Below are 23,455 nucleotides of genomic sequence, written 5' to 3'. Positions count from 1 at the left end.
AGCATGAACAGTGAGCGAACCCCTGACGTGACGGGTTTTGGAGGCGCTGTACCGCGTCATAGCCTCCCCGCCATGTCCGACTTCTCACGCCGTAAGGTCCTCGGCACCCTCGCCGCGGGCTCCGCGCTCTCCGTCCTGCCGCCCTCCCTCCTGACGGCCATGGCCGCCCCCATGCCGCGCGGTGGCCTCCGGGCCATCGAGCACGTCATCGTGCTGATGCAGGAGAATCGTTCCTTCGACAACTACTTCGGCACGCTCAGGGGTGTCCGCGGCTTCGGCGACCGGAGGGTGCTCCGACTGCCCGGCGGCGCCAGCGTGTTCGAGCAGCCCCGCTCCGGCGGGCCCGCAGTCCTTCCCTTCTCCGCGCGGCAGGCGGCCGTCGACGCCGGACGGCCCGAGAGCGACATCCAGTACCTCGGTTCCCTGCCGCACGGCTTCACCGACGGAGTGCAGGCCCGCGCGAACGGCTGGTGGAACGATTGGATTGCCGCCAAGGGCCAGAGCACCATGGCCCACTACGACCGGCGCGACATCCCCCTCCAGTACGAACTCGCCGACCGCTTCACCATCTGCGACGCCTACCACTGCTCCGTCTTCGGCTCCACCAATCCCAACCGCAACTTCCTGTGGACCGGCACCACCGGGTTCGAACCCAACGGCGGGGGCCGGGCCGTCACCAACGCCGCGTACTCCTACGGTCACGCCGGCTACGACTGGACCACCTATCCGGAGCGCCTGGAGGCCGCCGGGGTGTCCTGGCAGATCTACCAGGAATGGGACAACTTCACCGACAATGCGGTGGAGTACTTCAAGCCGTGGAAGCGGATCGGCCGGAAGATCCTCACCGCCGCCGGGTTCGCCCACGCCACGACCGAGGAGTTCTACGACAAGCTGTGGGCGAAGAGCGCCAGTGAGCGGCGGGCCGATCTGGCCCGGTTCCGCACCGCGGTCGACGCCCTCCCCGAGGACGAGCGTCGGCTGTTCCTCCGCGGCGCCCACCGCTCGGAACCGGGCACCCTGCTCGCCCGGATCAAGGCCGACATCAAGGCCGGCACCCTCCCGAAGGTCAGTTGGGTGGTGCCCACGGCCGCACTGTCCGAGCACCCCAGCTCCTCCACGCCCGTCGGCAGCGCCGGCCTCGTCTACGACCTGCTGGACGCCCTCGCCGCGGACCCCAAGACCTGGGCGAAGACGGCGCTGTTCATCAACTTCGACGAGAACGACGGCTACTTCGACCACGTCCCCGCCCCCACCGCCCCCAGGCCGGACTCCGGTGACGGCGACGACTGGGTGGGCGGCCGCCCCCTGGGCCCCGGACCCCGCGTCCCGATGACCGTCGTGTCCCCCTGGACGGTCGGTGGGTTCGTGAACTCCGAGCTGTTCGACCACACCTCGGTGATCCGGTTCCTGGAGAAGTGGACCGGGGTCCAGGAACCGAACATCAGCGCCTGGCGGCGCAGCGTCTTCGGTGACCTGACCTCCGTGTTCGACTTCGACCGTGCCTACCGGCAGCCCGAGGTGGAGCAGCCCGGTGCGGTCCCTTCGCCCATCGGCCGTTGGAACCCGGTCCCGCCCGCGACGCAGGAGCGGCCCGTCCAGGAGCCCGGCGTCCGTCCCACCCGCCCCTCCCCGTACCGGCTCTCGCTGCGCGCCACCGTCACCGATGCCGAGGTGCGACTGGGGCTCGGCAACGAGGGGCGGCGCACCGCCGTGATCACCGCGTACCCGGGGGACGGGCGCGCTCCGCGGACCTGGACCGTCGCCGGCCGGGACGGCGCCACCGGCAGCCTGCCGTACGGTCCCGAGGGCTACGACCTCCAGGTGCACGGGCCCGGCTGGGCGCTGTGGGAGCTGCGCGGCGCCGGTGTCGGTGCCGAGGCGCACGTGGTGGAGCGAGCCCACGCCCGCAGCGTCCACGTGGAGTGCAGCAACCCCTCAGGGCGTACCCGGACACTCCTGGTGGGCGAATCCACCCATCTGCGGCGCGGCGAGAACAGGGTGCAGACCGTCCGGCTGGCGCCCGGCCGGAAGCGGACCGTGTCCGTACCGCTCGCCCGGCACGGCTGGTACGACATCGTGGTGCTCGACGAGGACGACCCGCGCTTCCTGCGGCGGATGTCCGGCCGGCCTGCGGACGACGGACCGGGCGGCACCGACCCGGCGATCGGGACCGGGCCCGCGCTGAGTGCGGAGGTCACCCTGCCGGAGCCATTGCATCCGCTTACTGCCCCGCTCGTGCAGGGCAGCCCCGCCGAGGTGGTGGTACGCGTACGCAATGAGCAGACGAGCCGGTTGCGGGACCTCACGGTGTCGATGCTGGTGCCGACCGGCTGGACGGTGAAGTCCTCCGGGCCGGTCCCGCGGAGCCTGCCCGGAGGCGGCTCGGCGGACCTGCGGTTCACCGTCACCCCCGCGGCGGACGCCACCGCCGCCACCCTCACCGTGGCCGCCCGCGCCGAAGGAGACGGCCTGCTGCGGGTCGCGGACGCCCGGGTCCGGGCGGAGGTCGCCCGCGCGGTGAGCCTCACCCTGACCGCGCCGGCGAGCTCTCCCGACACGGACGGCTGTGTGCTGTATCCGGAGAAGCCGCTGGCCGTGACCGCGACCGTCACCAACGCGGGGAACGCTCCGCTCACCGCCCTGTCGGCGGCGCTGGCCGTACCGGACGGGTGGCGTGCCGAGACGACCGCCGGCACCCCGGCCTCGGTTCCGGCCCGTACGTCGGTGAAGGTGACCTGGGAGGTCACGGCGCCCGCGTCGGCGGCCCGCAACTCGGCGACGCTGAAGGCGACCGTCGGCGGGCGCACCGCAGGCGGCGCGGCGGTGGAGCAGACCGGGGCGCTGGCCACGCGGGTGGGGCCGGTGATGACCGGATACCTGCTCGCCGAGGACTTCGAGTCCCTCGCCGACCGGCTGGCCCCGGCCACCGACCTGAGCCGCCCGGGGCTGCGGGGCTGGACGCGGACCGCGCCCGAGGGGTGGACGGTCACCAACGCGGCCGGGATGCCGCAGGGCACGGAGGAACTCAACGGCTGGTCGTTCCTGTCCCGGCAGTTCTGGTTCCCGGCCGGCCAGGAACGCGCCGCGTTCAGCCGGTCCTTGGGGGTCGTCGCCGTCGCCGACCCGGACGACTGGGACGACACGGGCAACCCGGCCAGCCGTGGCACCTTCGACTCGACGCTGATGACGCCCGCGGTCGTGATCCCGGCGGGGGCTCCGATGCTGTACCTGGGATTCGACTCCCACTACCGGCAGGAGAGCCCCCAGGAGGCGGAGGTGACGGTGGTCTTCGACACCGGCGCCACCTCTCGGGTGCTGCACTACTCCAGCGCGACATCGGGGAACACCAACGGCGGCCGCGACCAGCGGAATCGTCTCGTCACCTGCTCCTTCCCGGTGCCGGCCGACGCGCACTCGGTGAAGGTGGGCTTCCGGGTCCACCACGCGGGCAACAACTGGTTCTGGGCCGTGGACAACATCAGGCTGGGCACCTCGCCCGTCGCCGACGCCTGACCGGCTTCGGGTCGGTCCCGGACGCGGCCCCGGTCCTCCGGCCCCGCCGGGGCGGAGGACCGGATGCTCCGGGCCGCCCAGGCGGAAGCCGATGCGGTCGGCGACGTCGACTGGTTCGTCGCGGTCGACCCGACCGTCGTGCGTGCCCATCGGCACGCTGCCGGGGCCCGAAGAACGGGGCTCCGCAACCCGGCTCTCGGACGGTCCTGGGGCGGGTTGACCAGCAAGACCCTTGCACTCCCGTGCTCGGGCTCATTGCTGGGCCGTGGGATTCACCTCGCCTGCGACGGCCAGGGCCGTCCTCCTCGCCTTCGTCGTCGCCGGCGGCAACACCAACGACTGCACCCGCTTCACCGCCGGCATGGAACAGACCCTGGTACCCCGGATCGGCTTCCTTCACGAGAACGGGCTCTGGCTCACTTTCCGTGGAGGGCTGACTGAATGTGATGGCAATGGCTCCCCAGGCCGTGAGCAACGGACAGTCGAAGTCACGTGCCCACGGTCTCGCTGCGACGTCTGATGGTCGTTCTCCTGGTGACGTCGCGACGGCAGACTACGAAGGTGGACTCTGACCTTTACCCTGATCTGGCTGCTGCGGGCAGCCTGGCCGCAGCGCTGGAACAGAGGGCGGCCGAACTCGGTACCGACCTCACGGTGGTACCAGGCGAATGGGGCCCGCTCGTTTCGGCGGGCATCGCCTCGTCGGTCCCGGAACGCAAGCCGCTATCCGTTCACATCGGGGCGGAGAGCCGTTGGTTCGGTGTCTCCGGCTGGATCCACGGAGTCGAACTCATCACCGGAACCACGTCCGACCTGGCGGATGTCGTCAGGGCCGGGGTGGCATGGGGGCAGGGCAGGAGCCTGCGGGAGCTGCGGGCGGGGCTGTCGTTTCTGCGCTCCAGTAAGAGCGCCGAAGCTTACGAACGGGGGCCGGCCGCGGTGGTGGAGCTGCAGTGGCGCACAATGCGGGAGCAGGCGGCAGAGGAACCGGGTTTCACAGGGTTCGGCGAACTCGTGGAAGCAGCTCATGCCGAATCACGGCTACGACAGCTCTACGTATTCTCCAGCCACTGGACGCTCGGCTTCAGCTCCTGTACTGGATTTCCGTTCCACAATGAGGTGGCCATCGTCCCGTCACACAGGGGCAGCCCATTCCGGGTGAAGAGGCATCCGCTCTCCGATGGCGTTCTCGGCGAGGCTTCCACAGCCGAGGAAGCCGTTGCCCTGGCAGTGCGCCACCTCCCCACCGATCTCGGTCCGGCAGTCGCGGGAACTGCCGAACAAGATGAATGACGAGTGCAGCTGAATCACTGACCGTCACCGCTCCCGTGGTCCACTGACTCCCCATCAGACGGTTACGGATGGGGAAATCCAACTGGCCGCCCGACAACGGCCTGACCTGCGGTTCATGAGTAGAGCAGGACGCGCTTGCGGAGGAGGTGAAAGCCGGCGCGGCCGAACACCTGTGGACAGCGGACGTTCGTCGAGCAGACGTCAGGGCTGACCCGGCGGCACAGCAGGCGGACCGAGCGGTTGCGTTCGACGCTTGCCGTGGTCGGTCTCGCCCTCGCCGGCCGGGCCGGCGCCCGGATGGCCCGGGTCTTCGGGGTGTCCGTCAGCCGCAGCGCGGTGCTGCGATTGCTCGACGCATTGCCTGACCCGGAGATGCCGGCCCCGCGGGTGGTCGGCGTCGATGAGTACGCCATGCGCGAGGGCCGCGTCTACGGGACGGTTCTGGTCGATGCCGAAACCCGAAGGCCGGTTGATCTGTTGCCCGACCGAGAGGCATCCACCCTGGCCAAGTGGCTGGCGAAGCGCCCCGGAATCGAGGTCGTCTGCCGGGGGCGAGCTCCGTTCTTCGCGGAAGGTGCCACAGCCGGGGCGCGTCAGATGGTCCAGGTTGCTGACCGGTGGCATCTGTGGCACAACCTCGACAAGGCCGCTGAGCGGTGCGTCGTCGATCACCGAGCTTGCCTACGGGGAACAGCGCTCGAGCCGCCCCGCCCGGTTGAGGAGCCCGATGCCCCACCAACACCCCGGGCGCCCGGCTCGGGCGCCTTGAACACGAGGACAAGTGGGTATGCACCTCTGACGAGGCGTTCAGCCCGATGAACGCCGCACGGTCCCCTTCCTCCGGGCCGCCCCTCCACACCGTGCACCTGACCGAGCCCCGGCCCTGGCGGCGCCGGCGCGCCCCCCCGACGCAGGCGTGCGGGCGGCGCGCCAGCGCCGGGGTGAGGGGAGCGGACGGTCCCCTCAGCGGGCCCCGGTCGGACGGTCCCCGGGTCGGGAGGGGGAGAGGGGGAGCGATACGGGTCGGGGGCCGGCTTCGGGCCCGCCGTACGGGTCTCCGTAGCCGTTCCCGGTCACCCCGTACGGGCTTGCGCCATCAGGACCGCCCGTGCTCTGGCCCTCCGCGTCCGGACCCCACGCGCCCCCGCCGCGGCCCGTTCCGTCCTCGTCGCTCACCGGGCGGCGCAGGACCGGCCACCACAGGGAGCGGCCGAGGAGGGCGGCCAGCGCCGGGACCAGGGCGATGGAGAGGACGAAGGCGGAGAGCAGGATGCCCAGGGCCGTCGCGAAACCGACCTGCTGCGTGGCCGGGGCCGGGTTCACCGCGAGGCTCGCGAAGGAGGCGGCCAGGACCAGGCCCGCCGATGCGATCGCCGGGGCGGTGTGCCGGACGGCACGCGCCACGGCCGCCCGGGCCGGGCCCGGGCGGGCCATCTCCTCACGGATCCGGTCCGTCACCAGGATGTTGTAGTCGGTGCCCAGGGCCACTACGAACAGGAACAGCACCAGCGGCAGCGTGAAGTCCACGCCGGGCCGCCCCAGTCCGTGCTGGAAGACCAGCGCCGAGGCCCCCAGGGTGGCCGCGAAGCCCAGACCCACCGCCAGCATCAGCACCACGGGCGCCAGCAGGCTGCGCAGCAGCAGGAACAGGATCACCGCGATGAGCACCGCCGCCACCGGGAACACCACCTTCAGGTCCTTGCCGACGGCCACCGCCACGTCGGCGAAAACCGCCGCCGTACCGCCGACATGCGCCTCCGTACCCGCCGGCCGGTTGGCCACGACCGCGTCCCGCACCGGACCCGACACCAGATCACGGGCCTCCTGCCCCAGCGGGTCCGCGTCGAGGAAGAGGTCGATGCGCGCGGCCCGCCCGTCCCCGCTCAGCACGGGCGGGGCCACCTGCCCGACGCCCTCCACCGCGCCGAGCGCCCGGACCATCCCGTTGAGCCCGGCTGCGTCCACCGGCCCGCCGCCGACCGCGGTGACGAACACCCCGGCCGGGTCGGACACGCCCGCGGGCAGGCTCTCGGCGATCTCCGCGGCGGTTTGCGCGGCGGCCGTCCGCTCTTCTCCGGCGGCCCGGCCGCCGTAGTCCATCCGCATTCCGGCCGTTCCCGCGGCCAGTGCCCCCAGCACCGCCAAGCACACCAGGACCAGTGCCGCGGGCCGCCGCACCGTCCACGCACCGGTCCGGGCCGCGGCCCCGCCCCGGGCCGACCGGTCCAGGGAACGCGAGGGCCAGAACATCCGCCGCCCGCAGACCGCCAGCAGCGCCGGCAGCAGCGTCAGGCTGCCCCACAGCATCACCAGCACCGAGACCGCGATCGCCGGGCCCAGTACCCGGAACTGGCCGAAGGTGGCCACACCGAGCGTCGCGAACGCCGCGACGATCGTCAGCGCCGCCGAGGTGATCGCCGTACCCACCCGGCCCGCGACCACCGCGGCCGCCTCCCGCCCCGACTGCTCCGGATGCGCGCGCAACTGCTCACGGAACCGGAAGAGGAGGAACAGGAAGTAGTCCACACCGATCCCGACCAGCACGACGTTGATCAGCCCGGGGGTGGAGGGCGCCAGCCGGATCCCACTCAGCAGGGCTCCGAGCACCACCGTTCCCATGGCGGCCCCGCCGATCACCGTGACCGCGACCAGCGGCAGCAGCGCGGCCAGCACGCTCCGGAAGACCAGCACGTGCAGCAGCACGATCACCCCGACCACCACGAGGCCCACCACCATGGAGCGGGTCTTCTCCGCGTCCTGGTCGTCCACCATCGACGCCAGCCCCCCGGTGAATCCGGTCCGCAGCCCTGCCACCTCGAACTCCGACCGGGCCTGGTCACGGAACGCCCGGTACGTGGACTGCACCCCCGGGTCGGCGGGGTTGCCCTTCAATTCCACGGACAACAGGCGCAGCTTGCGGTCCGGCGACGTCAGCGCGGGCGTCACGCGCGGGCGCTGTGAATGGTCCTCGGTCAGCACCGGAGGGGTTTTCTCGTCCCGCGGCATCGTGATCCACCGGCGGGACAACGCCGCCGCCCGGTCGTCGATGCGGCGCTCGTCGGCGGCGGTCAGCGCGGCCCCGTCCCGACGGGCCACGAGCACGGTCAGCGGCTCCACGTCCGGCCGCGCCCCGAAGTGCCGTTCGGCCACCCCCAGGGCCGCCGCCGAGTCGTACCGCTCGGGCAGGAAGCCGCCCGTGCCGGGCTGCGAGGCCCGGAAGACGAACGCCTGTCCCAGGATCGTCAGGGCGATGCCGAGCACCGCCCACAGGGCGATGACCTTCCACGGACTTCGTGTCGAGAAGCCGGTCAGGGCGCGGATCACGAGACCTCCGTACGCATGTTCCGCCCACCGGACCGGCAGGCGGTTCCGGGCACTTCCCGGACTGCTCCCAGACCATCAGCGGGCGGGCCCCGGATCATCGGCGCGCAGGAGGATCCCGGGTACGGGACCCCGGTCCGCGCCACGGCTCCCGACCAGGACCGGAGTACTGGTCGGCCCTCCGCCCCCGGGAGGACGCCCCCCTCGCCCCGCCGGGGAGAATGGAAGCTTCCGCCCCCGCCGCGCGTCCCTCCGGGCACCCGCGAGGGGCCGGGACGACGGGTGGACAAGAGCGCGGGACGGAACGGACGGGCATGCCGATGCGGGGCGGGAGCATGAGCAGGGACGCGAGCGGGGACGCGGACGCCAGCGGAGGTACGGGAACGGGCCGGGCAACGGGATCGGGCAGCGGCAGCGGCACCGGCAGGGAGACCGACGACGCCCCCGCCCCCGGCTCCGTTCCCGCCCCCGAGCGGCTGGCCTGGGACCGCGGGGACGCCCTGGTCGCCATCGGCGCGGCGGCCGTCGACCTGGTCGGCTACTCGCTGGGCGCCGCCGACCAGGGGCGGCCCCTGACCCTGGTCGGCTGCGCCCTGCTGGTCCTGGCGGCCCTGTGCCTCGTCCTCCGCCGTACCCGCCCGCTCACCGCCCTGGTCGGAGTGCTCGGCCTCGGCGCGGTGCTCAACTTCGTGACGCCCCTCCAGGGCCACTTCACCGCCGCCCTCGTCGTCGCCCTGTACACCGTGGCCCGGCAGCTCCCGCTGCGCCGGTCGCTCCCTGCCGCGGCCGTGACCGTACCCGCCTCCCTGGTCGGCCTGTCGGGCGGGCTCTTCGAACCGGCGACCCTCGGCAATCCGGCGGCGGCGGCCCTGGTCACCGGCGCGGGCGTGCTGATGCGCCGCCGGGCGCAGGAGGCCGCCGCGCACCGGCTGCTGCTGGCCGAGGCCGCCGTGGCCGCCGAACGCCGCCGCATCGCCCGCGAGCTGCACGACATCGTGGCCCACCACATCACCACCATGCAGCTGATGGCCGGCGGCGCCCGCGTCAACCTCGCCCGGGACCCGCAGGCCGCCCACGAGGCCCTGGTCACCCTGGAGGGATCGGGCCGGATGGCGCTGCGCGAGATGCGGCAGCTCCTGGACGTCCTGCGCGCCGGGGAGGAGCCCGAGACCGGCCCGCCCGCCGCGCCCCAGCCCGGCACCGCCGACCTCGAACGCCTCGTTGCGGAGGCCCGACAGTCCGGTACGGACACGGAACTCACCGTCGACGGGACGGTCCGCGCCCTGCCGCCGAGCGTCGGCCTGACCGCCTTCCGCGTGGTCCAGGAAGCCCTCACCAACACCCGCAAGCACGCGGTGGGCGGCGCCCGCGCCCGGGTCCGACTGGCCTACGGGGCCGGACACCTCACCGTCGAGGTCCACGACGACGGAGCCGGACGCACCACCGCCCACGCCGTCGACCGCGACGCCGCTTCCGCCGCCTCCGGCCCCTCCGTCCGCCCTTCCAAGTCCCCGGGATACGGTCTGATCGGAATGCGCGAACGCGTCGTCCTGCTCGGCGGCACCCTGGAGACGGGCCCGGACGGCACCGGCGGCTACCGGGTCACCGCCCGCCTACCGGCCGCCGCCGACGAGGACGGCGCGGGCCCCAGGGCCGCATGAGCCCGCCCGGGGCAGGACCCGCACCGCGACGCCCACCGCATCCGACCATTCCACCGGAACCGGAAGGACTCCCCGATGATCCGCGTGCTGATCGCCGACGACCAGCCGCTGGTCCGCCGCGGCCTGGCCCTGATCCTCGCCCCCGAACCGGACGTCGAGGTCGTCGGCGAGGCCGGGGACGGCGCCGAGGCCGTCGCCGTCGCCCGCGAGCTCCGCCCCGACGTGGTCGTCATGGACATCCGGATGCCCGTCCTCGACGGCGTCGGCGCCACCGCCGCGCTCTCCGAGGACCTTCCCGGCTGCCGGGTCCTGGCGCTGAGCACCTTCGACATGGACGAGTACGTGGTGGCGGCCCTGCGCGCCGGCGCCTGCGGCTTCCTCCCCAAGGACTCCTCCCCGGAGGAACTGCTCGCGGCCGTCCGCACCGTCCACACCGGCGAGGCGGCCGTCGCCCCGCGCCTCCTCACCCGCCTGATCTCCACGTACGTCCGCACCCCCCGGCCCGCCGCGGCCCCGCCCCCCACCGGTCCGGGAGCCCGGGACCTCACCCCCCGCGAACAGGAGATCTGGCGCCTCATCGCCGGCGGTCTCGACAACGCCGAAATCGCCGCCGCCCTCGGTCTCAGCATCTCCACGGTCAAGAACCACATCACCGGACTCTTCACCAAGCTGACCGTCCGCGACCGTGCCCAAGCCGTCATCGCCGCCTACGAATCCGGCCTGATCACCCCCGCCCCACCCTCCTCCCCCTCCTGAACGAACCGGTGCCGATGGCCACCCCCGGCCTGACCCGGGACGGCCGAAGTGCTCGGGGACCGCGGTGCGGTCCTGTTCGGTGACTGGAACCAAGGCCCGCCGTCATCGACACCATCGGCCGGCACCTGACTACCCGAGGCCTTTGCGACAACGCCTGTGGGCTGTCGGGCCTGCTGGAACGGCTGCGCTCCCACGGCCGGGTACTGAGTGCGGGCGTGGAAGGCACAGGTTCCTTTCGGCGCCGAACCGTCCCGCGACCTCCATCTGAGAGCTTCGGGGGAACGCGTCTTCGCGCAGCCGAAGCCACGGCGCCTGCTACGACGGGCACGATGCTCCACCCGATGCGTCAGCACGATCATCCAAGCCGTTCACACCCTGCCGACCGGTAAACCATTCAGGGTGAAAGAGGTTCAGTGCCACACCGATGCACGACTGGCTGCTGGACGGCAGCAACGACCCCGAGGCCGAGCGGGCCCCGACCCGGAGGAAGAACAGGGGGCTGCAGTCCGTGATCGAGCATCGGGGAACGCTGGGACGCACCGAGTTCAGCGTCGTCCGCACCGACGGGGTAAGGAAGTTGACCATTGGCGACTGGTCGACCACGCTCACCCCCGAAACCAAACGGTGCCACCGCAACCGGTGGCTTTACATGGTGAGGTGACCCCTGGGGTGTGGACACTCTGACCAATGGATCTTGGTGGTCCGAGGAAGGGTGTCCTGGTGGGACGTAGGTCTCGGTATCCGGAGGAGTTCAGGAACGACGCGGTCGCGCTGTGGCGTGCGGCTACCGGCCGACGCACGTATGCGGCGGTCGCGGCGGATGCCGGGGGTGACCGGCGAGACGCTGCGGAGCTGGGTGCGTCAGGCCGATGAACAGGCCGGCCGTGCTGGTGGCCGTGACAGCGAGGCGGCCGAGAGTCTGAACGAGGAGCTCGTGCGGCTGCGCGCCGAGCTCGGCCGGCTGCGCAGGGCCGAGAGGGAGTGGGAGTTCGAGCGGGAGATCCTGCGGCGGGCGGCCCAGTATTTCGCGAAGGAGATGCGGGCATGACCGGCCGCTGGACCTTCATCTCCGTCCACCGCGCCGACTTCGGCGTGCAGCGGATATGCCGGGTCCTTCGGGTTTCGCGCTCGGGCTTCTACCGGTGGCTGGCCGGCGCCGAGGCCCGTGCGGTCCGCCGGGCGGCCGACGACGCCCAGGTCGCGGAGATCCGCGCAATCCACGCCGGCCACCGGGGAACCTACGGGGTCCGCCGCGTCCACGCGGAACTGCGCGGGTTCGGGCACACGGTCAACCGCAAGCGCGTCGAGCGGCTCATGCGCCGCGAGGGGATCGAGGGCCGGCACCTGCGCAGGCGCAAGCGCACCACCGTCCCCGACCGGCTTGCCCCGCCCGTCCCGGCGGACCTCGAAGCCAACCGCCGTGCCCACGGGTCAACGCGCTCTCCGGGGATCGGCCAGTTGGCGGGGGAGGCGCACCGGTGCATCGTCACCCGCGGAAGCCGCTCCGAGGTCATGACGCATCACCGTCCTCAGGGTCCGCAGCAGACCCCAGACCTCCGCTTGGGACCGGAAGGCAGTGCTCATCGTCTCCCCGGGTTCGGGCTCTTCCCGTTCCAGGCGTTTGATCTGGCCGTACACCCCGTTCAGGGCCTTGTTGACCTCGCTCGCAGATGCGAGCACTTCGTCCGGGGCGATCATCTGCGCGCGGGAGTACGCATCGCGATGGGCTCTTTTGGCCTCGTCCAGTTCCGCCCGGTCGGTCTCCTCGACCCTGCGTTCCTGCATGGCGTGCAGGAACTGCCCGAGTGCCGTGGTGAACTGACGTGCGTCCCGATTGAGCTCCACGTAGCAGGTGCGTCGGAGGAGGAGGTTCTCGCGGACCTCCGCATGGTCCCGAAGCAGTTCTATCTCCCGACGTTTCGCCCGTTCAGAGGCGCGTTGAGTCAGCAGGGATCCTCCCAGGGTTCCTGCCACGCCTGCCACCGCGATGATCACAGAGCCGAGATCCACAGCACCCCCGAAGCCGTTCTGCAGTCCACCGGTCATGTCTTGGTCGTGCTCCACACCAGACGTTAGGCGACGGGAGGACGGACGATCCACACCGCAGACTGCCGGCCACGACCAGTGCGGGCACACCGGGAGGCCGTTGCGCCTCGTCTCCACCCCCCGGAAGGCCGGGCTCCTCCCGCACGTTCCCGTCGACGTCTCCACCGGCGGCGGGCCGGCTGGTCCCGTTCGGCCGGGTGCGTCATGCCCTGACCCCGCCCCACCGCCACCTCCCGATCGATCTGACCGCCATGGAGTCGAGCCGCGGGCCGCCCCCTGCATCCCGATACGGGTACGGCCCCTGGAAATCAGGTGATTTCCAGGGGCCGTACCCGTGCCGTTCCGGCCGGGGGGCTACTTCTTCGGCAGCCAGGCCTTCCAGGTGGACTCGTTCTCCTTGACCCACTTCTCGGCCGCCTTCTCGGGGGTCATCTTGTCGGCGGCGACGTACTTGGCGACCAGGTTCTGCTGCTCGGTGGTCCAGTTGAAGTTCTTCAGGAACTTGGCCGCGTCACTGTCCTCCTTCGCGAAGTCCGCGTTCATCCACTTCTTCAGCGGCACCTCGGGGTAGGCACAGGCCACGGCGTTCTTGTCCGCGTCGCAGCCGTCCTTGTAGGGCGGCAGCTTCACCTCGACCAGGTCCATGGTGGCGTTCATCCACTGGGGGGTCCACCAGTAGGTGAGGAAGGGCTTCTCGTTCTTGTACAGCTGCTCCAGCTGCGCGAGGTGCGTGGCCTCGGCGCCCGCCTCGATCGGCTTGTAGTTCAGGTCGAGGTTCTTGATCAGCGCGTTGTCGTGCGAGACGTACGAGGGGTCGCCCTTGATGAACTGGCCCTGGGAGCCGCTCTCGGGCGTCTTGAGGACGTCGGCGTACTTGTTGAGGTTCTTGTAGTCCGTGATGTCCGGGTGCTGGTCCGCGAGGTACTTCGGGACGAACCAGCCGATGTGGCCGGTCACGCCGAGGCCGCCGGCGGAGACGATGGTCTTGTTGCCCTCGACGTAGCGCTTCTCCTCCTGGGGGTGGCCCCAGTCCTCGAGGATGGCGTCGATCTTGCCCTGGCTCATGGCGTCCCAGGCGGGGGTCTCGTCCATCTGCTGGGTCTTGACCTCGTAGCCGAGCTCGTGCTCCAGCAGATAGCTGGCAACGGCGGTGTTGACCTCGGCGCCCACCCACGAGGGGGTGTGCAGGCTGATGGACTTGGAGTCCCCGCTGCCGGTGTCGGCTGCGCCGCAAGCGCTGACGGCGAGCAGGCCGATCACACCGGCGGCGGCGAGAGCCGCCCGACCGGCGAGGCTCCGGGTGCGCCGGTCGGTGCGGAGGGGCTGGGTGGGGGCGTGCATGGGCATGGGGAACTGCCTTTCGGACGAGAGGACGAGAGGACGGGAGACGGTCAGTGCCGGGCGTCGGCGGAGGGGTTTCCACCGGCCGGTTGGGTGAGCTTGTCGAGGGTCAGGCCGAGGCAGACGATGCCTGCACCGGCGACCAGGCCGGTGCCGAGTTCGCCCGCGGTGAGGCCCTTGACGACGTCGAAACCGAGGGCTCCGCCGCCGACCAGGCCGCCGATGACGACGACGGCGAGCACCAGGACGACGCCCTGGTTCGCCGCGACCAGCAGTGCCGGCCGTGCCAGCGGCCACTGCACGCCGCGGATCTGCTGCCAGGTGGTGGCCCCCAGGGAACGGGACACCTCCATGGTGGCGGGGCTGACCTGCTGGAGGCCCTGGGTGGTGACCCGCACCACGGCGGGCAGCGCGTACACGGCTGCCGCGGTGATCGCGGCGACCCGACCGGCGTTGAAGAGCTGGACGACCGGAATGAGGTAGATGAACTGTGGAAGCGTCTGCATGGCGTCGAACAACGGGCGCAGCAGGCGTTCCACCACCGGCACGCGAGCCGCGAGGATCCCGATGGCGAATCCCAGCAGGAGGGTGAGGCCGACGGCCACGAGGACCTGGGACAAGGTGTACAGGGACTTGTCCCAGATGCCCAGCACACCGGTGCATCCGAGGGCGAGCACGGCGGTCAGCGCTCCCCGCCAGGTGCCCACCAGCCACGCCAGGGCACCCGCCAGGAACAGCAGGCTCCACCACGGCAGCGCCTGCAGCCCGTCGTTCAGCGGGTTCAACACCCAACTGGTGAAGTTGCCCGCCCACACCGACGTACCGCCGACAAGGGGGACGTCCTGGTAGACGTTGCCGACCACCCAGTCGATGGCCGAGTTCAGCGGCCCCGCGATGTCCACCGTGACGCCCTCGGGCCACGCACGGCCCGCGCCGGATCCCAGCAGCAGGCCGAGCCCGGCCACCACGAGGGCGATTCCGGTGCCCCGGCGCCCGACGGGGGTGCCGTTGCGGGCGCCGGCTGCCGCGGTGGTGCGGTCCAGCCAGACGGCGAGGAGCACGATGGCCAGGCCCGCGGTCACTCCCTGGCCGAAGTCCCTGGTCTTGAGTGCCTGGTAGACGCTCTCGCCGAGGCCGCCGGCACCGACGACGGACGCGATGACCACCATGGACAGGGCCATCATGATGGTCTGGTTCAGACCGAGGAAGAGCTGGGGCCGCGCCATGGGCAACCGCGCCGCCCACAGCCGCTGCCAGGGGGTCGAGCCGAGTGACCGGGACGCCTCCAGGACGGCGGGGTCCGCACCGCGCAGGCCCAGGGCGGTCATCCGGACCATCGGGGGCGCGGCATAGATCACCGTGGTGATCAGCGCCGACGGGGTGCCGATGCCGAAGATCAGGACGAGCGGGAGCAGGTAGGCGAAGGCGGGCAGCACCTGCATGGTGTCCAGCACCGGTCGCAGCACGCGCTGCGCGGTGTCCGAGAGGCCGCCGGCCAGGCCGAGCAACAGTCCGAGCACGACGGCGACGGCGACGGACACCAGCATCAGGGCGAGCGTCTCGGTTGCCGCGTCCCACAGCCCGAGGAGGCCGCAGCCGGCCAGGGAGCCCACGGCGACGAGCGCCGGCTTGACGCCCCGCCGACCCGCGCCCCCCGCGTACCAGGCCAGCGCCGTGGCCACGGTGAGCACTCCGAGCCAACCCACCGAGGCGAGCACGTCGTGCGTCCAGGCGACGGAGTCGGTGGCCGTGTTGGACAGGTGCAGCAGGAAGTACAGGAAGACGGGGTGGGTGTCGCGGTTGTCGACCACCCAGTCGGCGAAGGAGTCCAGGGTGGGGATCAGGTCCACCCGCAGGGCCTGCGGCCAACCACCGTCCGCCAGCAGGGCGGCGGTGGGCAGCAGCAGCGCGAGGAACAGCAGCACCACCGGGGCGGACGGCAGGGAGAGCCGCCGGGCACGGGTGCGCAGGGACTTCTCGGCATCGTCTCGGGAGCGGTCGCCGCTGACCGGCGGGCGGGAGGCGGTGGCGGTACTCATGCGGTCACCGCATCCTTGTCCGGGTCCGGGTCCGGGTCCGGGTCCGGGCCCTTGCCCGGGGCGGGAACCGACGGCCGGACACCGTCCCCGGTCTGGGCGCCTGCGGCATCGCGGACGTTCTGGTGCTCCGAGTCGTCGTCGTGGCCGCCCGGCGTCAAACCGGCCACCACGGAGAGCAGCCGCACGTGGTCCACGACGCCGAGGAGCTTTCCGTCCGCAACGACCCGGGCGGGCACCCCGTCCCGGGCGACGGCTGCGATGCCCTCGGCGACCGTGGCGGACGGCGGGAGCTCCGCACCCTGCCGCGCCTCGTCGCCGACGGCCGGGCGCATCGCCCGGGACACCGGGACGATCTGCTCGTGCGGCACGTCACGGACGAAGTCCCGCACGTAGTCGTCGGCCGGACGGGTGACGATCTCCTCGGGCGTGCCGAGCTGGACGATGGCGCCGTCCCTCATCAGGGCGATCCGGTCGCCGAGCTTGAGCGCTTCGGCGAGGTCGTGCGTGATGAAGACCATGGTGCGGCCCTCCTCCTGGTGGAGGCGGGCCACCTCCTCCTGCATGTCACGGCGGATCAGCGGATCCAGCGCGCTGAACGGCTCGTCGAACAGCAGCACCTCGGGGTCGGCCGCGAGCGCGCGGGCCAGTCCCACCCGCTGCTGCTGGCCGCCGGAGAGCTGGTGGGGGCGGCGCTCCTCCAGGCCGGCGAGGCCGACCTTCTCGATGACCTCGTGAGCCCGCGCCCGCCGTTCCTCCTTGCCGATGCCCTGGATCTCCAGGCCGTACGCCACGTTGTCGAGGACGGTGCGGTGCGGGAGCAGCCCGAAGTGCTGGAAGACCATGGCGGCGCGATGCCGGCGCAGTTCGCGCAGTCGGGAGCGGTCCATCGCCAGGACGTCCTCGCCGTCCATGGCGAGCTCCCCGGAGGTGGGCTCGATCAGTCGGGTCAGACAGCGCACCAGGGTGGACTTGCCGGAGCCGGAGAGGCCCATGACCACGAAGACCTCGCCGCGGTGGACGTCGAAGGAGACGTCGCGGACGGCTGCCGTGCAGCCGGTGCGTTCGCGGATCTCGGCCGTGGAGAGGCCGGCGTTGTCGGGGTCCCCGGGGACGCGGTCGGCCTTCGGGCCGAAGACCTTCCACAGACCACGGACCGAGAACACGGGATCGTGACCGTCCATCAGGCGGCCTCCTTCGGGTTGTTGTCCGACACGAGCAGGTCGGCGCACTTCTCACCCACCATCAGGACGGCGATCATGGGATTCACGGCGGTCATGGCGGGGAAGACCGAGGCGTCGGCGATCCGAATGCCCTGCAGACCGCGGACGGTCAGGTCGGGCGCGACGACGGCCAGGTCGTCGTCCTGGGCCCCGATCCGGCAGGTGCCGGCCGGGTGGTACACGGTGTGGGCGACCTTGCGGGCGTACTCGCTGAGCTCCTCGTCCCCGGTCACCTCGGGACCGGGACAGACCTCGCGGCCCAGCCACGACGCGAGCGGTTCGGACGCCGCGATGCGGCGGGCGATCCGGATCCCGTCGACGAGGGTGCGGGCGTCGTAGTCGTCCTCATCGGTGAAGTAGCGGAAGTCGAGGGCCGGCTTTACCTCGGGGTCGGCGCTGGTCAGGTAGAGCCGACCGCGGCTGCGCGGTTTGGGGATGTTCGGCGTCATCGACACGCCGTGCTCAGGCCTCTCGTAGCCCAGGCGTTCCGGGTTGTCGGTGAAGGGGATCTGGTAGAAGTGGAACATCAGGTCCGGTCCCTCGGACTCCGGGTCGCGGCGCACGAACAGTCCGGCGTCGCTGTCCATCGCGGAGTTCTCGGGTATCGGTCCGTTCGTTTCCCAGACGATCACCGATTCCGGGTGGTCGAGCAGGTTCTCACCGACGCCCGGAAGGTCGTGGCGCACCTCGATGCCGAGCGCGGCTAGGTCCTCGCGCGGCCCGATGCCGGAATGCATGAGCAGCCGCGGGGTGTCCACCGCACCGGCGCAGACGACCACCTCGCGGGACGCCCGGAGCAGAACCTCCTCGCCGTCCTTGGTGCGGACGTGCACGCCCGCGGCGCGGGTGCCCTCGAATTCCAGGCGGTACGCCCAGGTCTCCAGGAGCAGGTGGAGGTTGGGGCGGTCCAGGAACGGGTGCAGATAGGCCACCGAGGCGGAGGAGCGCTTGTTGTCCTCGGGGTGGTACGCGAGGTCGAAGAAGCCGGCTCCCTCGTCGAAGGGCTTCCGGTTGAAGCCCTCGACCAGCGGGACGCCGAGCGCGTCGCGGGCCGCGTCGACGAAGTCGCGGGCGATGGCGTTCCGGTCCTTCTCGGCGACCGGGACGATGTTGTTGCGGAGCTTTCCGAAGTACGGCTCCATCGAGGCGGCGTCCCAGCCGCTGGCCCCCAGGCCGGCCCATTCGTCCCAGTCGGAAGGCAGGGGCTTGAACGCGATGAGGGTGTTGTGCGACGAGCAGCCGCCGAGGACGCGGGCCCTGCTGTGCCGAATGTGCGAGTTGCCGCGCGGCTGTTCCGTGGTCGGGTAGTCGTAGTCCAGTTCGCCGCCGAGCAGACCCATCCAGCGGCGCAGGGTGAGGACCTCGGGGCGGTCGACGTCGGAAGGGCCGCCCTCGATGACGGCGACGGTGACGTCCGGGTCTTCGGTGAGGCGCGAGGCGATCACCGAACCGGCGGTGCCGCCGCCGACGATCACGTAGTCGTAGGTGCGGTCGGACATGGTGCGTTCACTCCAAGGGGCGTGGGGGTGTTCTGGGTGCCTGTCGAGGCGCCGGCGACGGGCGTGTGCGTCGCCGGGCCGTTCGAGGGTCAGCCGGAGAACCACCGCACGGGACGGGGCGCCAGGTTCTGGTAGATGTGCTTGGTCTCGCGGTACTCGGCGAGGCCCGTGGGGCCGAGTTCGCGCCCGACGCCCGACTTGCCGAAGCCACCCCACTCGGCCTGCGGAAGGTAGGGGTGGAAGTCGTTGATCCACACGGTGCCGTGGCGCATCCGGCCGGCCACCCGACGGGCGCGTGCCGCGTCCGCGGTCCAGACGGCTCCGGCCAGGCCGTACTCGGTGTCATTGGCGAGGGCCACGGCCTCGTCCTCGGTGCGGAAGGTCTCGACCGTCAGGACGGGGCCGAAGATTTCCTCGCGGATCACCCGCATGCGACGGTGACAGCGGTCGAGGACCGTCGGCTCGTAGAAGTAGCCGCCCGCGGGACGGGTGTCAGAGGGCTCGGGACGCGCACCACCGGAGCGGAGCACAGCGCCCTCGGCGAGCGCGGAGGCGACGTACTCCTCCGTGCGCTCCAACTGGTTGCGCGAGACGAGGGGGCCGCATTCGACGCCCTTCTCGGTACCGCGCCCCAGCCGGATGCGGCCGGCCCGGCGGCTCAGCTCGGCCACGAACCGCTCGCGAATCGATTCCTCGATGATCAGGCGGGAGCCTGCCGAGCAGACCTGGCCGCTGTGGATGAACGCGGCGTTCAGGGCCTGGTCCACCGCGGTGTCGAAGGACTGCGCGGTGTCACAGGCATCGGCGAAGACCACGTTGGGGTTCTTGCCGCCGAGTTCCAGTGCCACCTTCTTGACGCCCGGAGCGGCCGCCTGGGCCACCTTCACCCCGCTGGTCAGACCGCCGGTGAAGGAGACGAGGTCGACGTCGGGGTGCTCGGAGAGGCGTGCGCCGACGGTGTGGCCGGGGCCGGTGACCAGGTTCGCGACACCGGCGGGGAGCCCGGCCTCCGTCAGCAGCGCGATGAGCGTCACGGTGGTGAGGGGGGTGATCTCACTGGGCTTGATCACCAGGGTGTTTCCGGCAGCAAGAGCCGGAGCGATCTTCCAACTCGCTTGCAGAAGAGGGTAGTTCCAAGGCGTAATCATGGCGCACACGCCGACCGGCTCATGCACGACAACGCTGTGCACGGTGTCACTGCCCGCGTCGACGAGGCGACCCCCGCCCTCGGCCAGGACGAGGTCGGCGAAGTAACGGAAGGCGTCGGCCACGCAGTCGACGTCGATCCGTCCTTCCTCGACGGTCTTTCCCGCGTCGCGGCTTTCCAGCAGGGCGATGTCCTCGCGGTCGCGGACCAGCAGGTCGGCGACGCGTCGCAGCAGTGCGGCCCGTTCGCTCACGGGCGTTCCCGGCCAGGTGCCGGAGTCGAAGGCGGAGCGTGCCGAGGCGACGGCGGCGTCGGCGTCGGCGGTGCCGCCCTCGGCTACCACGGCGAAGGGCTGGCCGTCTGCCGGATCGATGATCTCGCGCGTTTCACCACTGTGCGCGCCGCGCCAAGTGCCGTCCGTGTAGATGGTCGTTCGTGTCAACAAGAGTCAAGTGGCTTTCTTCTTCGAGCGGATCGGCACCGTCGTTCCATCGCGCCTGCTTCTTCCCGGCGCGGCCGGACGGCAGGGCGAACGGAGTCCGCGAGGCTGGATGCGGACCCGGAGGGCCGGCCTGAAGGCGGCCACCGGTGGGCGGGAACGTGGGGCGGACCGTCGGTGCGGCACGGCCGCGGGCCACGGGGTTCACCAGTGAGGGTCCCGACCCGGGGCCGCCGCGACCGGCGGGCGGCCGGGGTGCAGGTGGTGGTCATGCGGGCCGAAGTTACCCAGCAGAAGTCGAAAGTGCATGAGGCGAAAGCCTTGCGCCGGACATTTCGGAGTGTTATTGCCCGAGCTGTCTTTGATCCCCAGGGAGTGGCAAGGGCCACAAGATGTTTGAAGAAACTGGTGCAAAATTAGACAAAAGGTCACTTGATAACGAAGCTGCAACACCTTTGCGCTATGCCACGTTCGCAATCTGAACGTTATGGCATTGACGGCGACCTGGTGGTTTGGCCTGCTCAGGACTGGTTATGAACGCGCAGGGCGGGGGAAAGTTCCGCAAGTCCGGTGCAGGCGCACTTCGAGCCGCATGCCGGGCCAATCGGGCTGGCGCCTGCCCGGCCCACGGCCTGCCGGCCGGACACGAACCGTGAGGGCGGGGTGGCGGCGCAGCGGGCGGCATGTAGGGGAGCGTGCGCGGCGATGCGCGCTGGTCGCCGTCCGAGGCCCCGTTCTCCGCACGCCCCCGCGCTGTGCACCGCTTTCACGGCACCGGACCCCCCGAGCCGTCCGGGAGTTCCACTCCCACCGCGCCCACCGCGCCCTGCGCGCCGGGCGTGCGACACGACCGCATGCCGCGGCAGGCAGCGTTCGCCCTGCTGCCGCCGCCTCCTCCGCACGACCGAGGTCCCGCAGCCGTTCGTGTCTCCAGCGGCTGACGGGGACCAGGGATCGTCGTCCAGGAATCGGCGGTGCTGCCCGCCGGCGTCGCCGAACGTCCGGATCCGCGGTGGACGGGGTCGTTGCGGCGACTTCGGAGAGAGGCTGTGGGGCACTGCCCAGCGGTCGGTCCGCGCTCGGCGCGCCTACCCGGTCGGGGCGTCCTGCTGCGGGAACAGCTGAGAGACCTTGTCGACTGCGCGATAGCCGTCGTGCACCCCCTCGACCAGTGCGACCATCGAGGTCGAGTGCGCGGTGCGCAGCGGCAGGATCGCCTGGTAGTCCGGAGACTCGTACCACTCCTGGGCGCTGGCCACATCGGGGAACTCCAGCATCACGATGTCGCCGTCCCAGGCTCCCTCGTGCACGACGAGTTGTCCGCCGTGCACCAGGAAGCGACCGCCGTACGGCGTCATCGTGGCCTCGATCCGCTCGATGTACTCCGCGATCTCCGGGCCGAGCTCGACATCCTTCAGGTAGCCGATCACGTATGCGCGCGGCGCCGTCATGCCGGCACCTCGTCCAGGAAGCCGCGTACGTCCTGGATCCGGCCCGATCCGTCCAGCACCAGGACGTCGAATCCGATCACCAGCGGCTCTGCTCCCTCCGGGCCCAGGCCCCAGCGGAAGCGCACCTGACGATGGTGGGCGTCGATCTCGCCAACCCGGGTGAAAACGAACCCGGGAAACTGCGCCTGGACGCCGTCGACGACCACGGCGATCCCCTCATGGCCGGAGACCTCGGCCATCGGATCGGTGTAGGTGACCTCGGGCGACCAGTGCTCGGAGATCAACCTCGCCCGCTCGTCGCCGGTCGCGTTCCAGGTGGCCAGGTACTGCTGGACGATGTTCTTCATGATCAGTTCCTCCCGTTCGTTTCGATCGGCCGGTGTCCAACATCCTGGCCCGGGTCCGGTCATCCGAGCCATGACCTCTCAGGTCATGGCTGCCAGGACACGGCTCCGTAGACTCATGGCATGAGCGTTGAAGCCGAAGTCCCCCCGGTCGGTGTGCTGTTGCGGACCTGGCGCGAGCGACGCCGGTTCAGCCAGCAGGAGCTGTCCAACCGATCGCGGGTCTCCACCCGGCATCTCAGCCGGGTGGAGACGGGCAAGGCGCACCCGACCCCGGAGATGCTCATGCACCTCTCCGACAACCTGGACGTGCCGCTGCGGGATCGCAACCGCATCCTGTTGGCTGCCGGCTACGCACCGCGCTATCAGGATCGTCCATGGGACGACGCGTCGATCGCGGTAGTGATGGACGGTCTGCGTCAACTCCTCGACGCACACCTGCCCTACCCCGCACTGCTGCTGGACGACCACTGGGACATCGTCGACACCAATGCTGCGGTCGACCAGTTGTTGAGCGGTTGCGCGCCGGAATTGCTGGAGCCGCCGATCAATGTGGTCCGGGCGTGCCTCCATCCGGACGGGCTGGCCGATCGGATCGGCAACCTCGCGGAGTGGGGCAGCCATCTGCTGCGGCAGATGAGACACCGCGCGGAGCGCACCCAAGACCGACGCCACCACGAGCTCGTCACAGAGATCGCCGGATACCTCGACACATCCGATACCGCCCCTCCCTCCGCGGGGCCAGTGGTCACCCTCGAAATCGATGTGGACGGCATCCCGCTCCGGTTCTTCAGTACCTCCGCCACGCTCAGCACCGCCACCGATGCCGCCCTGGAAGGGCTGCATCTGGAGACGTTCCTGCCGGCCGACGACGCGACCCGACGTCGGCTCGACCGGCGGTAGACCGTGCCCGAAGGATCCCGTCGAAGACCCGGCTCCGCGAGGTCGAGCCACTCTTCTCAGACTTCGCGGTGGGTGAGGAGGAGGACCTCGCCTTCCTTCTGGGACGGGGGCACGTCTTCGTCGTGGACCGAGTGCTCGGGGAACACGGGCAGCGCATCCGCGACCTCCCGGGAACTGTCGCTGGTGCCCGCGGCGGCTGTCCCGGCAGCCTTTTTGCGCCGTTTCGCACCAGGGAGCTCCTGGAACGATGCCCCACGCAGGCTGCGGCCGTCAGCGCGAAGCAGCTCGTCGTCGACGGACGTCCTCCGCTGGGTCGACGGTCCTGATGGCTCCCCACGGTGCAACGGCCCCGTGCAGGCCATGCCGAACCTCACAGCAAAACGCCCGCGCCCAGTTCCTCACGCCCCAAGGCCGCGACTTCTTCCCCGACGGGGAAACCGGTGTCAACACCACCGTCGCCCTCCGGCGGACCGAAGCCGGAC

17 protein-coding genes and 1 pseudogene are annotated in these 23,455 nt (G+C 71.1%); 10 read left to right on the top strand and 8 right to left on the bottom strand.

What is annotated here, in order from left to right; translation table 11 throughout:
• The first annotated feature begins 72 nt into the window (after positions 1-72).
• From ACFW22_RS12760 to ACFW22_RS12750, 3 genes are all read left to right on the top strand, one after another.
• Positions 73-3,513, top strand: coding sequence for a phosphocholine-specific phospholipase C (locus ACFW22_RS12760; RefSeq protein WP_386402298.1), 3,441 nt, complete (start codon positions 73-75; stop codon positions 3,511-3,513).
• A 561-nt stretch (positions 3,514-4,074) separates the two neighbouring features.
• Positions 4,075-4,806 carry a DUF6193 family natural product biosynthesis protein gene (locus ACFW22_RS12755; RefSeq protein ID WP_386402295.1) on the top strand — a complete coding sequence of 244 codons (732 nt, stop codon included), beginning with the start codon at positions 4,075-4,077 and terminating at the stop codon, positions 4,804-4,806.
• A gap of 297 nt (positions 4,807-5,103) precedes the next feature.
• Positions 5,104-5,625 carry a transposase gene (locus ACFW22_RS12750; protein ID WP_386402498.1) on the top strand — a complete coding sequence of 174 codons (522 nt, stop codon included), beginning with the start codon at positions 5,104-5,106 and terminating at the stop codon, positions 5,623-5,625.
• Positions 5,626-5,769: 144 nt separating this feature from the next.
• On the opposite strand, the gene ACFW22_RS12745 is transcribed toward ACFW22_RS12750, so the two are convergent.
• Positions 5,770-8,130: an MMPL family transporter gene (locus tag ACFW22_RS12745; RefSeq protein ID WP_386402292.1), complete on the bottom strand. Its 2,361-nt coding sequence runs from the start codon at positions 8,128-8,130 to the stop codon at positions 5,770-5,772.
• 332 nt (positions 8,131-8,462) lie between these two features.
• Here ACFW22_RS12745 and ACFW22_RS12740 point away from each other — a divergent pair, with 332 nt between their 5' ends.
• The 6 genes and pseudogenes from ACFW22_RS12740 to ACFW22_RS12715 all read left to right on the top strand — a co-directional run bounded on the left by ACFW22_RS12740 (position 8,463) and on the right by ACFW22_RS12715 (position 12,620).
• Positions 8,463-9,788: a sensor histidine kinase gene (locus ACFW22_RS12740; RefSeq protein ID WP_386402289.1), complete on the top strand. Its 1,326-nt coding sequence runs from the start codon at positions 8,463-8,465 to the stop codon at positions 9,786-9,788.
• Positions 9,789-9,863: 75 nt separating this feature from the next.
• On the top strand, positions 9,864-10,544 hold the full coding sequence (locus ACFW22_RS12735; protein ID WP_386402286.1) for a response regulator: 681 nt from the start codon (positions 9,864-9,866) through the stop codon (positions 10,542-10,544).
• A gap of 255 nt (positions 10,545-10,799) precedes the next feature.
• Positions 10,800-10,922: pseudogene (locus ACFW22_RS12730) on the top strand (IS5/IS1182 family transposase); the annotation flags it as partial.
• 46 nt (positions 10,923-10,968) lie between these two features.
• A complete protein-coding gene (locus tag ACFW22_RS12725) occupies positions 10,969-11,205 on the top strand; it encodes a hypothetical protein (protein ID WP_386402510.1) in 237 nt (78 codons plus the stop codon).
• A 168-nt stretch (positions 11,206-11,373) separates the two neighbouring features.
• Positions 11,374-11,592 (top strand): hypothetical protein, encoded by a 219-nt coding sequence (locus tag ACFW22_RS12720; RefSeq protein WP_386402283.1) that lies wholly within the window; start codon positions 11,374-11,376, stop codon positions 11,590-11,592.
• On the top strand, positions 11,589-12,620 hold the full coding sequence (locus tag ACFW22_RS12715) for an IS3 family transposase (protein ID WP_386402280.1): 1,032 nt from the start codon (positions 11,589-11,591) through the stop codon (positions 12,618-12,620). The genes ACFW22_RS12720 and ACFW22_RS12715 overlap by 4 nt, the downstream gene beginning before the upstream one ends.
• A gap of 324 nt (positions 12,621-12,944) precedes the next feature.
• Here the strand turns inward: ACFW22_RS12715 and ACFW22_RS12710 are convergent, their stop codons facing one another.
• The 7 genes from ACFW22_RS12710 to ACFW22_RS12680 form a co-directional block, all read right to left on the bottom strand.
• Positions 12,945-13,931: an ABC transporter substrate-binding protein gene (locus ACFW22_RS12710; RefSeq protein WP_386402496.1), complete on the bottom strand. Its 987-nt coding sequence runs from the start codon at positions 13,929-13,931 to the stop codon at positions 12,945-12,947.
• 50 nt (positions 13,932-13,981) lie between these two features.
• Entirely contained in the window at positions 13,982-15,970 is a 1,989-nt protein-coding gene (locus tag ACFW22_RS12705) for an ABC transporter permease (protein WP_386402277.1), read from the bottom strand.
• Entirely contained in the window at positions 15,967-17,151 is a 1,185-nt protein-coding gene (locus ACFW22_RS12700; protein ID WP_386402274.1) for a glycine betaine/L-proline ABC transporter ATP-binding protein, read from the bottom strand. The genes ACFW22_RS12705 and ACFW22_RS12700 overlap by 4 nt, the downstream gene beginning before the upstream one ends.
• Complete coding sequence (locus ACFW22_RS12695) at positions 17,151-18,689, bottom strand: GMC family oxidoreductase (RefSeq protein ID WP_386402271.1); 1,539 nt, start codon at positions 18,687-18,689, stop codon at positions 17,151-17,153. The genes ACFW22_RS12700 and ACFW22_RS12695 overlap by 1 nt, the downstream gene beginning before the upstream one ends.
• An 89-nt stretch (positions 18,690-18,778) precedes the next feature.
• Positions 18,779-20,281, bottom strand: coding sequence for an aldehyde dehydrogenase family protein (locus ACFW22_RS12690; RefSeq protein ID WP_386402268.1), 1,503 nt, complete (start codon positions 20,279-20,281; stop codon positions 18,779-18,781).
• Between the two features lie 1,082 nt (positions 20,282-21,363).
• Positions 21,364-21,726, bottom strand: a complete 363-nt coding sequence (locus ACFW22_RS12685) for a DUF1330 domain-containing protein (protein ID WP_386402265.1) — start codon at positions 21,724-21,726, stop codon at positions 21,364-21,366.
• A complete protein-coding gene (locus ACFW22_RS12680) occupies positions 21,723-22,073 on the bottom strand; it encodes a nuclear transport factor 2 family protein (RefSeq protein ID WP_386402262.1) in 351 nt (116 codons plus the stop codon). Before ACFW22_RS12680 ends, ACFW22_RS12685 begins: the two co-directional genes overlap by 4 nt.
• Positions 22,074-22,193: 120 nt before the next feature.
• Here ACFW22_RS12680 and ACFW22_RS12675 point away from each other — a divergent pair, with 120 nt between their 5' ends.
• Positions 22,194-22,973, top strand: a complete 780-nt coding sequence (locus tag ACFW22_RS12675; protein WP_386402259.1) for a helix-turn-helix domain-containing protein — start codon at positions 22,194-22,196, stop codon at positions 22,971-22,973.
• The last annotated feature ends 482 nt before the right edge of the window (positions 22,974-23,455 follow it).

Origin of the sequence: Streptomyces sp. NPDC058872, assembly GCF_042743065.1 — a bacterium.
Lineage (GTDB): Bacteria > Actinomycetota > Actinomycetes > Streptomycetales > Streptomycetaceae > Streptomyces.
The sequence above is the reverse complement of the archived record's forward strand: the minus strand, read 5'-3'. Positions and strand labels throughout refer to the sequence as shown.

What these genes read in the sequence shown, in the direction of transcription:
- ACFW22_RS12760 (WP_386402298.1), top strand. Translation starts at nt 73, where the DNA reads ATGTCCGACTTCTCACGCCGTAAGGTCCTCGGCACCCTCGCCGCGGGC.
- ACFW22_RS12750 (WP_386402498.1), top strand. Translation starts at nt 5,104, where the DNA reads ATGGCCCGGGTCTTCGGGGTGTCCGTCAGCCGCAGCGCGGTGCTGCGA.
- ACFW22_RS12740 (WP_386402289.1), top strand. Translation starts at nt 8,463, where the DNA reads ATGAGCAGGGACGCGAGCGGGGACGCGGACGCCAGCGGAGGTACGGGA.
- ACFW22_RS12735 (WP_386402286.1), top strand. Translation starts at nt 9,864, where the DNA reads ATGATCCGCGTGCTGATCGCCGACGACCAGCCGCTGGTCCGCCGCGGC.
- ACFW22_RS12725 (WP_386402510.1), top strand. Translation starts at nt 10,969, where the DNA reads ATGCACGACTGGCTGCTGGACGGCAGCAACGACCCCGAGGCCGAGCGG.
- ACFW22_RS12715 (WP_386402280.1), top strand. Translation starts at nt 11,589, where the DNA reads ATGACCGGCCGCTGGACCTTCATCTCCGTCCACCGCGCCGACTTCGGC.
- ACFW22_RS12710 (WP_386402496.1), bottom strand. Translation starts at nt 13,931, where the DNA reads ATGCACGCCCCCACCCAGCCCCTCCGCACCGACCGGCGCACCCGGAGC.
- ACFW22_RS12705 (WP_386402277.1), bottom strand. Translation starts at nt 15,970, where the DNA reads ATGAGTACCGCCACCGCCTCCCGCCCGCCGGTCAGCGGCGACCGCTCC.
- ACFW22_RS12700 (WP_386402274.1), bottom strand. Translation starts at nt 17,151, where the DNA reads ATGGACGGTCACGATCCCGTGTTCTCGGTCCGTGGTCTGTGGAAGGTC.
- ACFW22_RS12695 (WP_386402271.1), bottom strand. Translation starts at nt 18,689, where the DNA reads ATGTCCGACCGCACCTACGACTACGTGATCGTCGGCGGCGGCACCGCC.
- ACFW22_RS12685 (WP_386402265.1), bottom strand. Translation starts at nt 21,726, where the DNA reads ATGACGGCGCCGCGCGCATACGTGATCGGCTACCTGAAGGATGTCGAG.
- ACFW22_RS12680 (WP_386402262.1), bottom strand. Translation starts at nt 22,073, where the DNA reads ATGAAGAACATCGTCCAGCAGTACCTGGCCACCTGGAACGCGACCGGC.
- ACFW22_RS12675 (WP_386402259.1), top strand. Translation starts at nt 22,194, where the DNA reads ATGAGCGTTGAAGCCGAAGTCCCCCCGGTCGGTGTGCTGTTGCGGACC.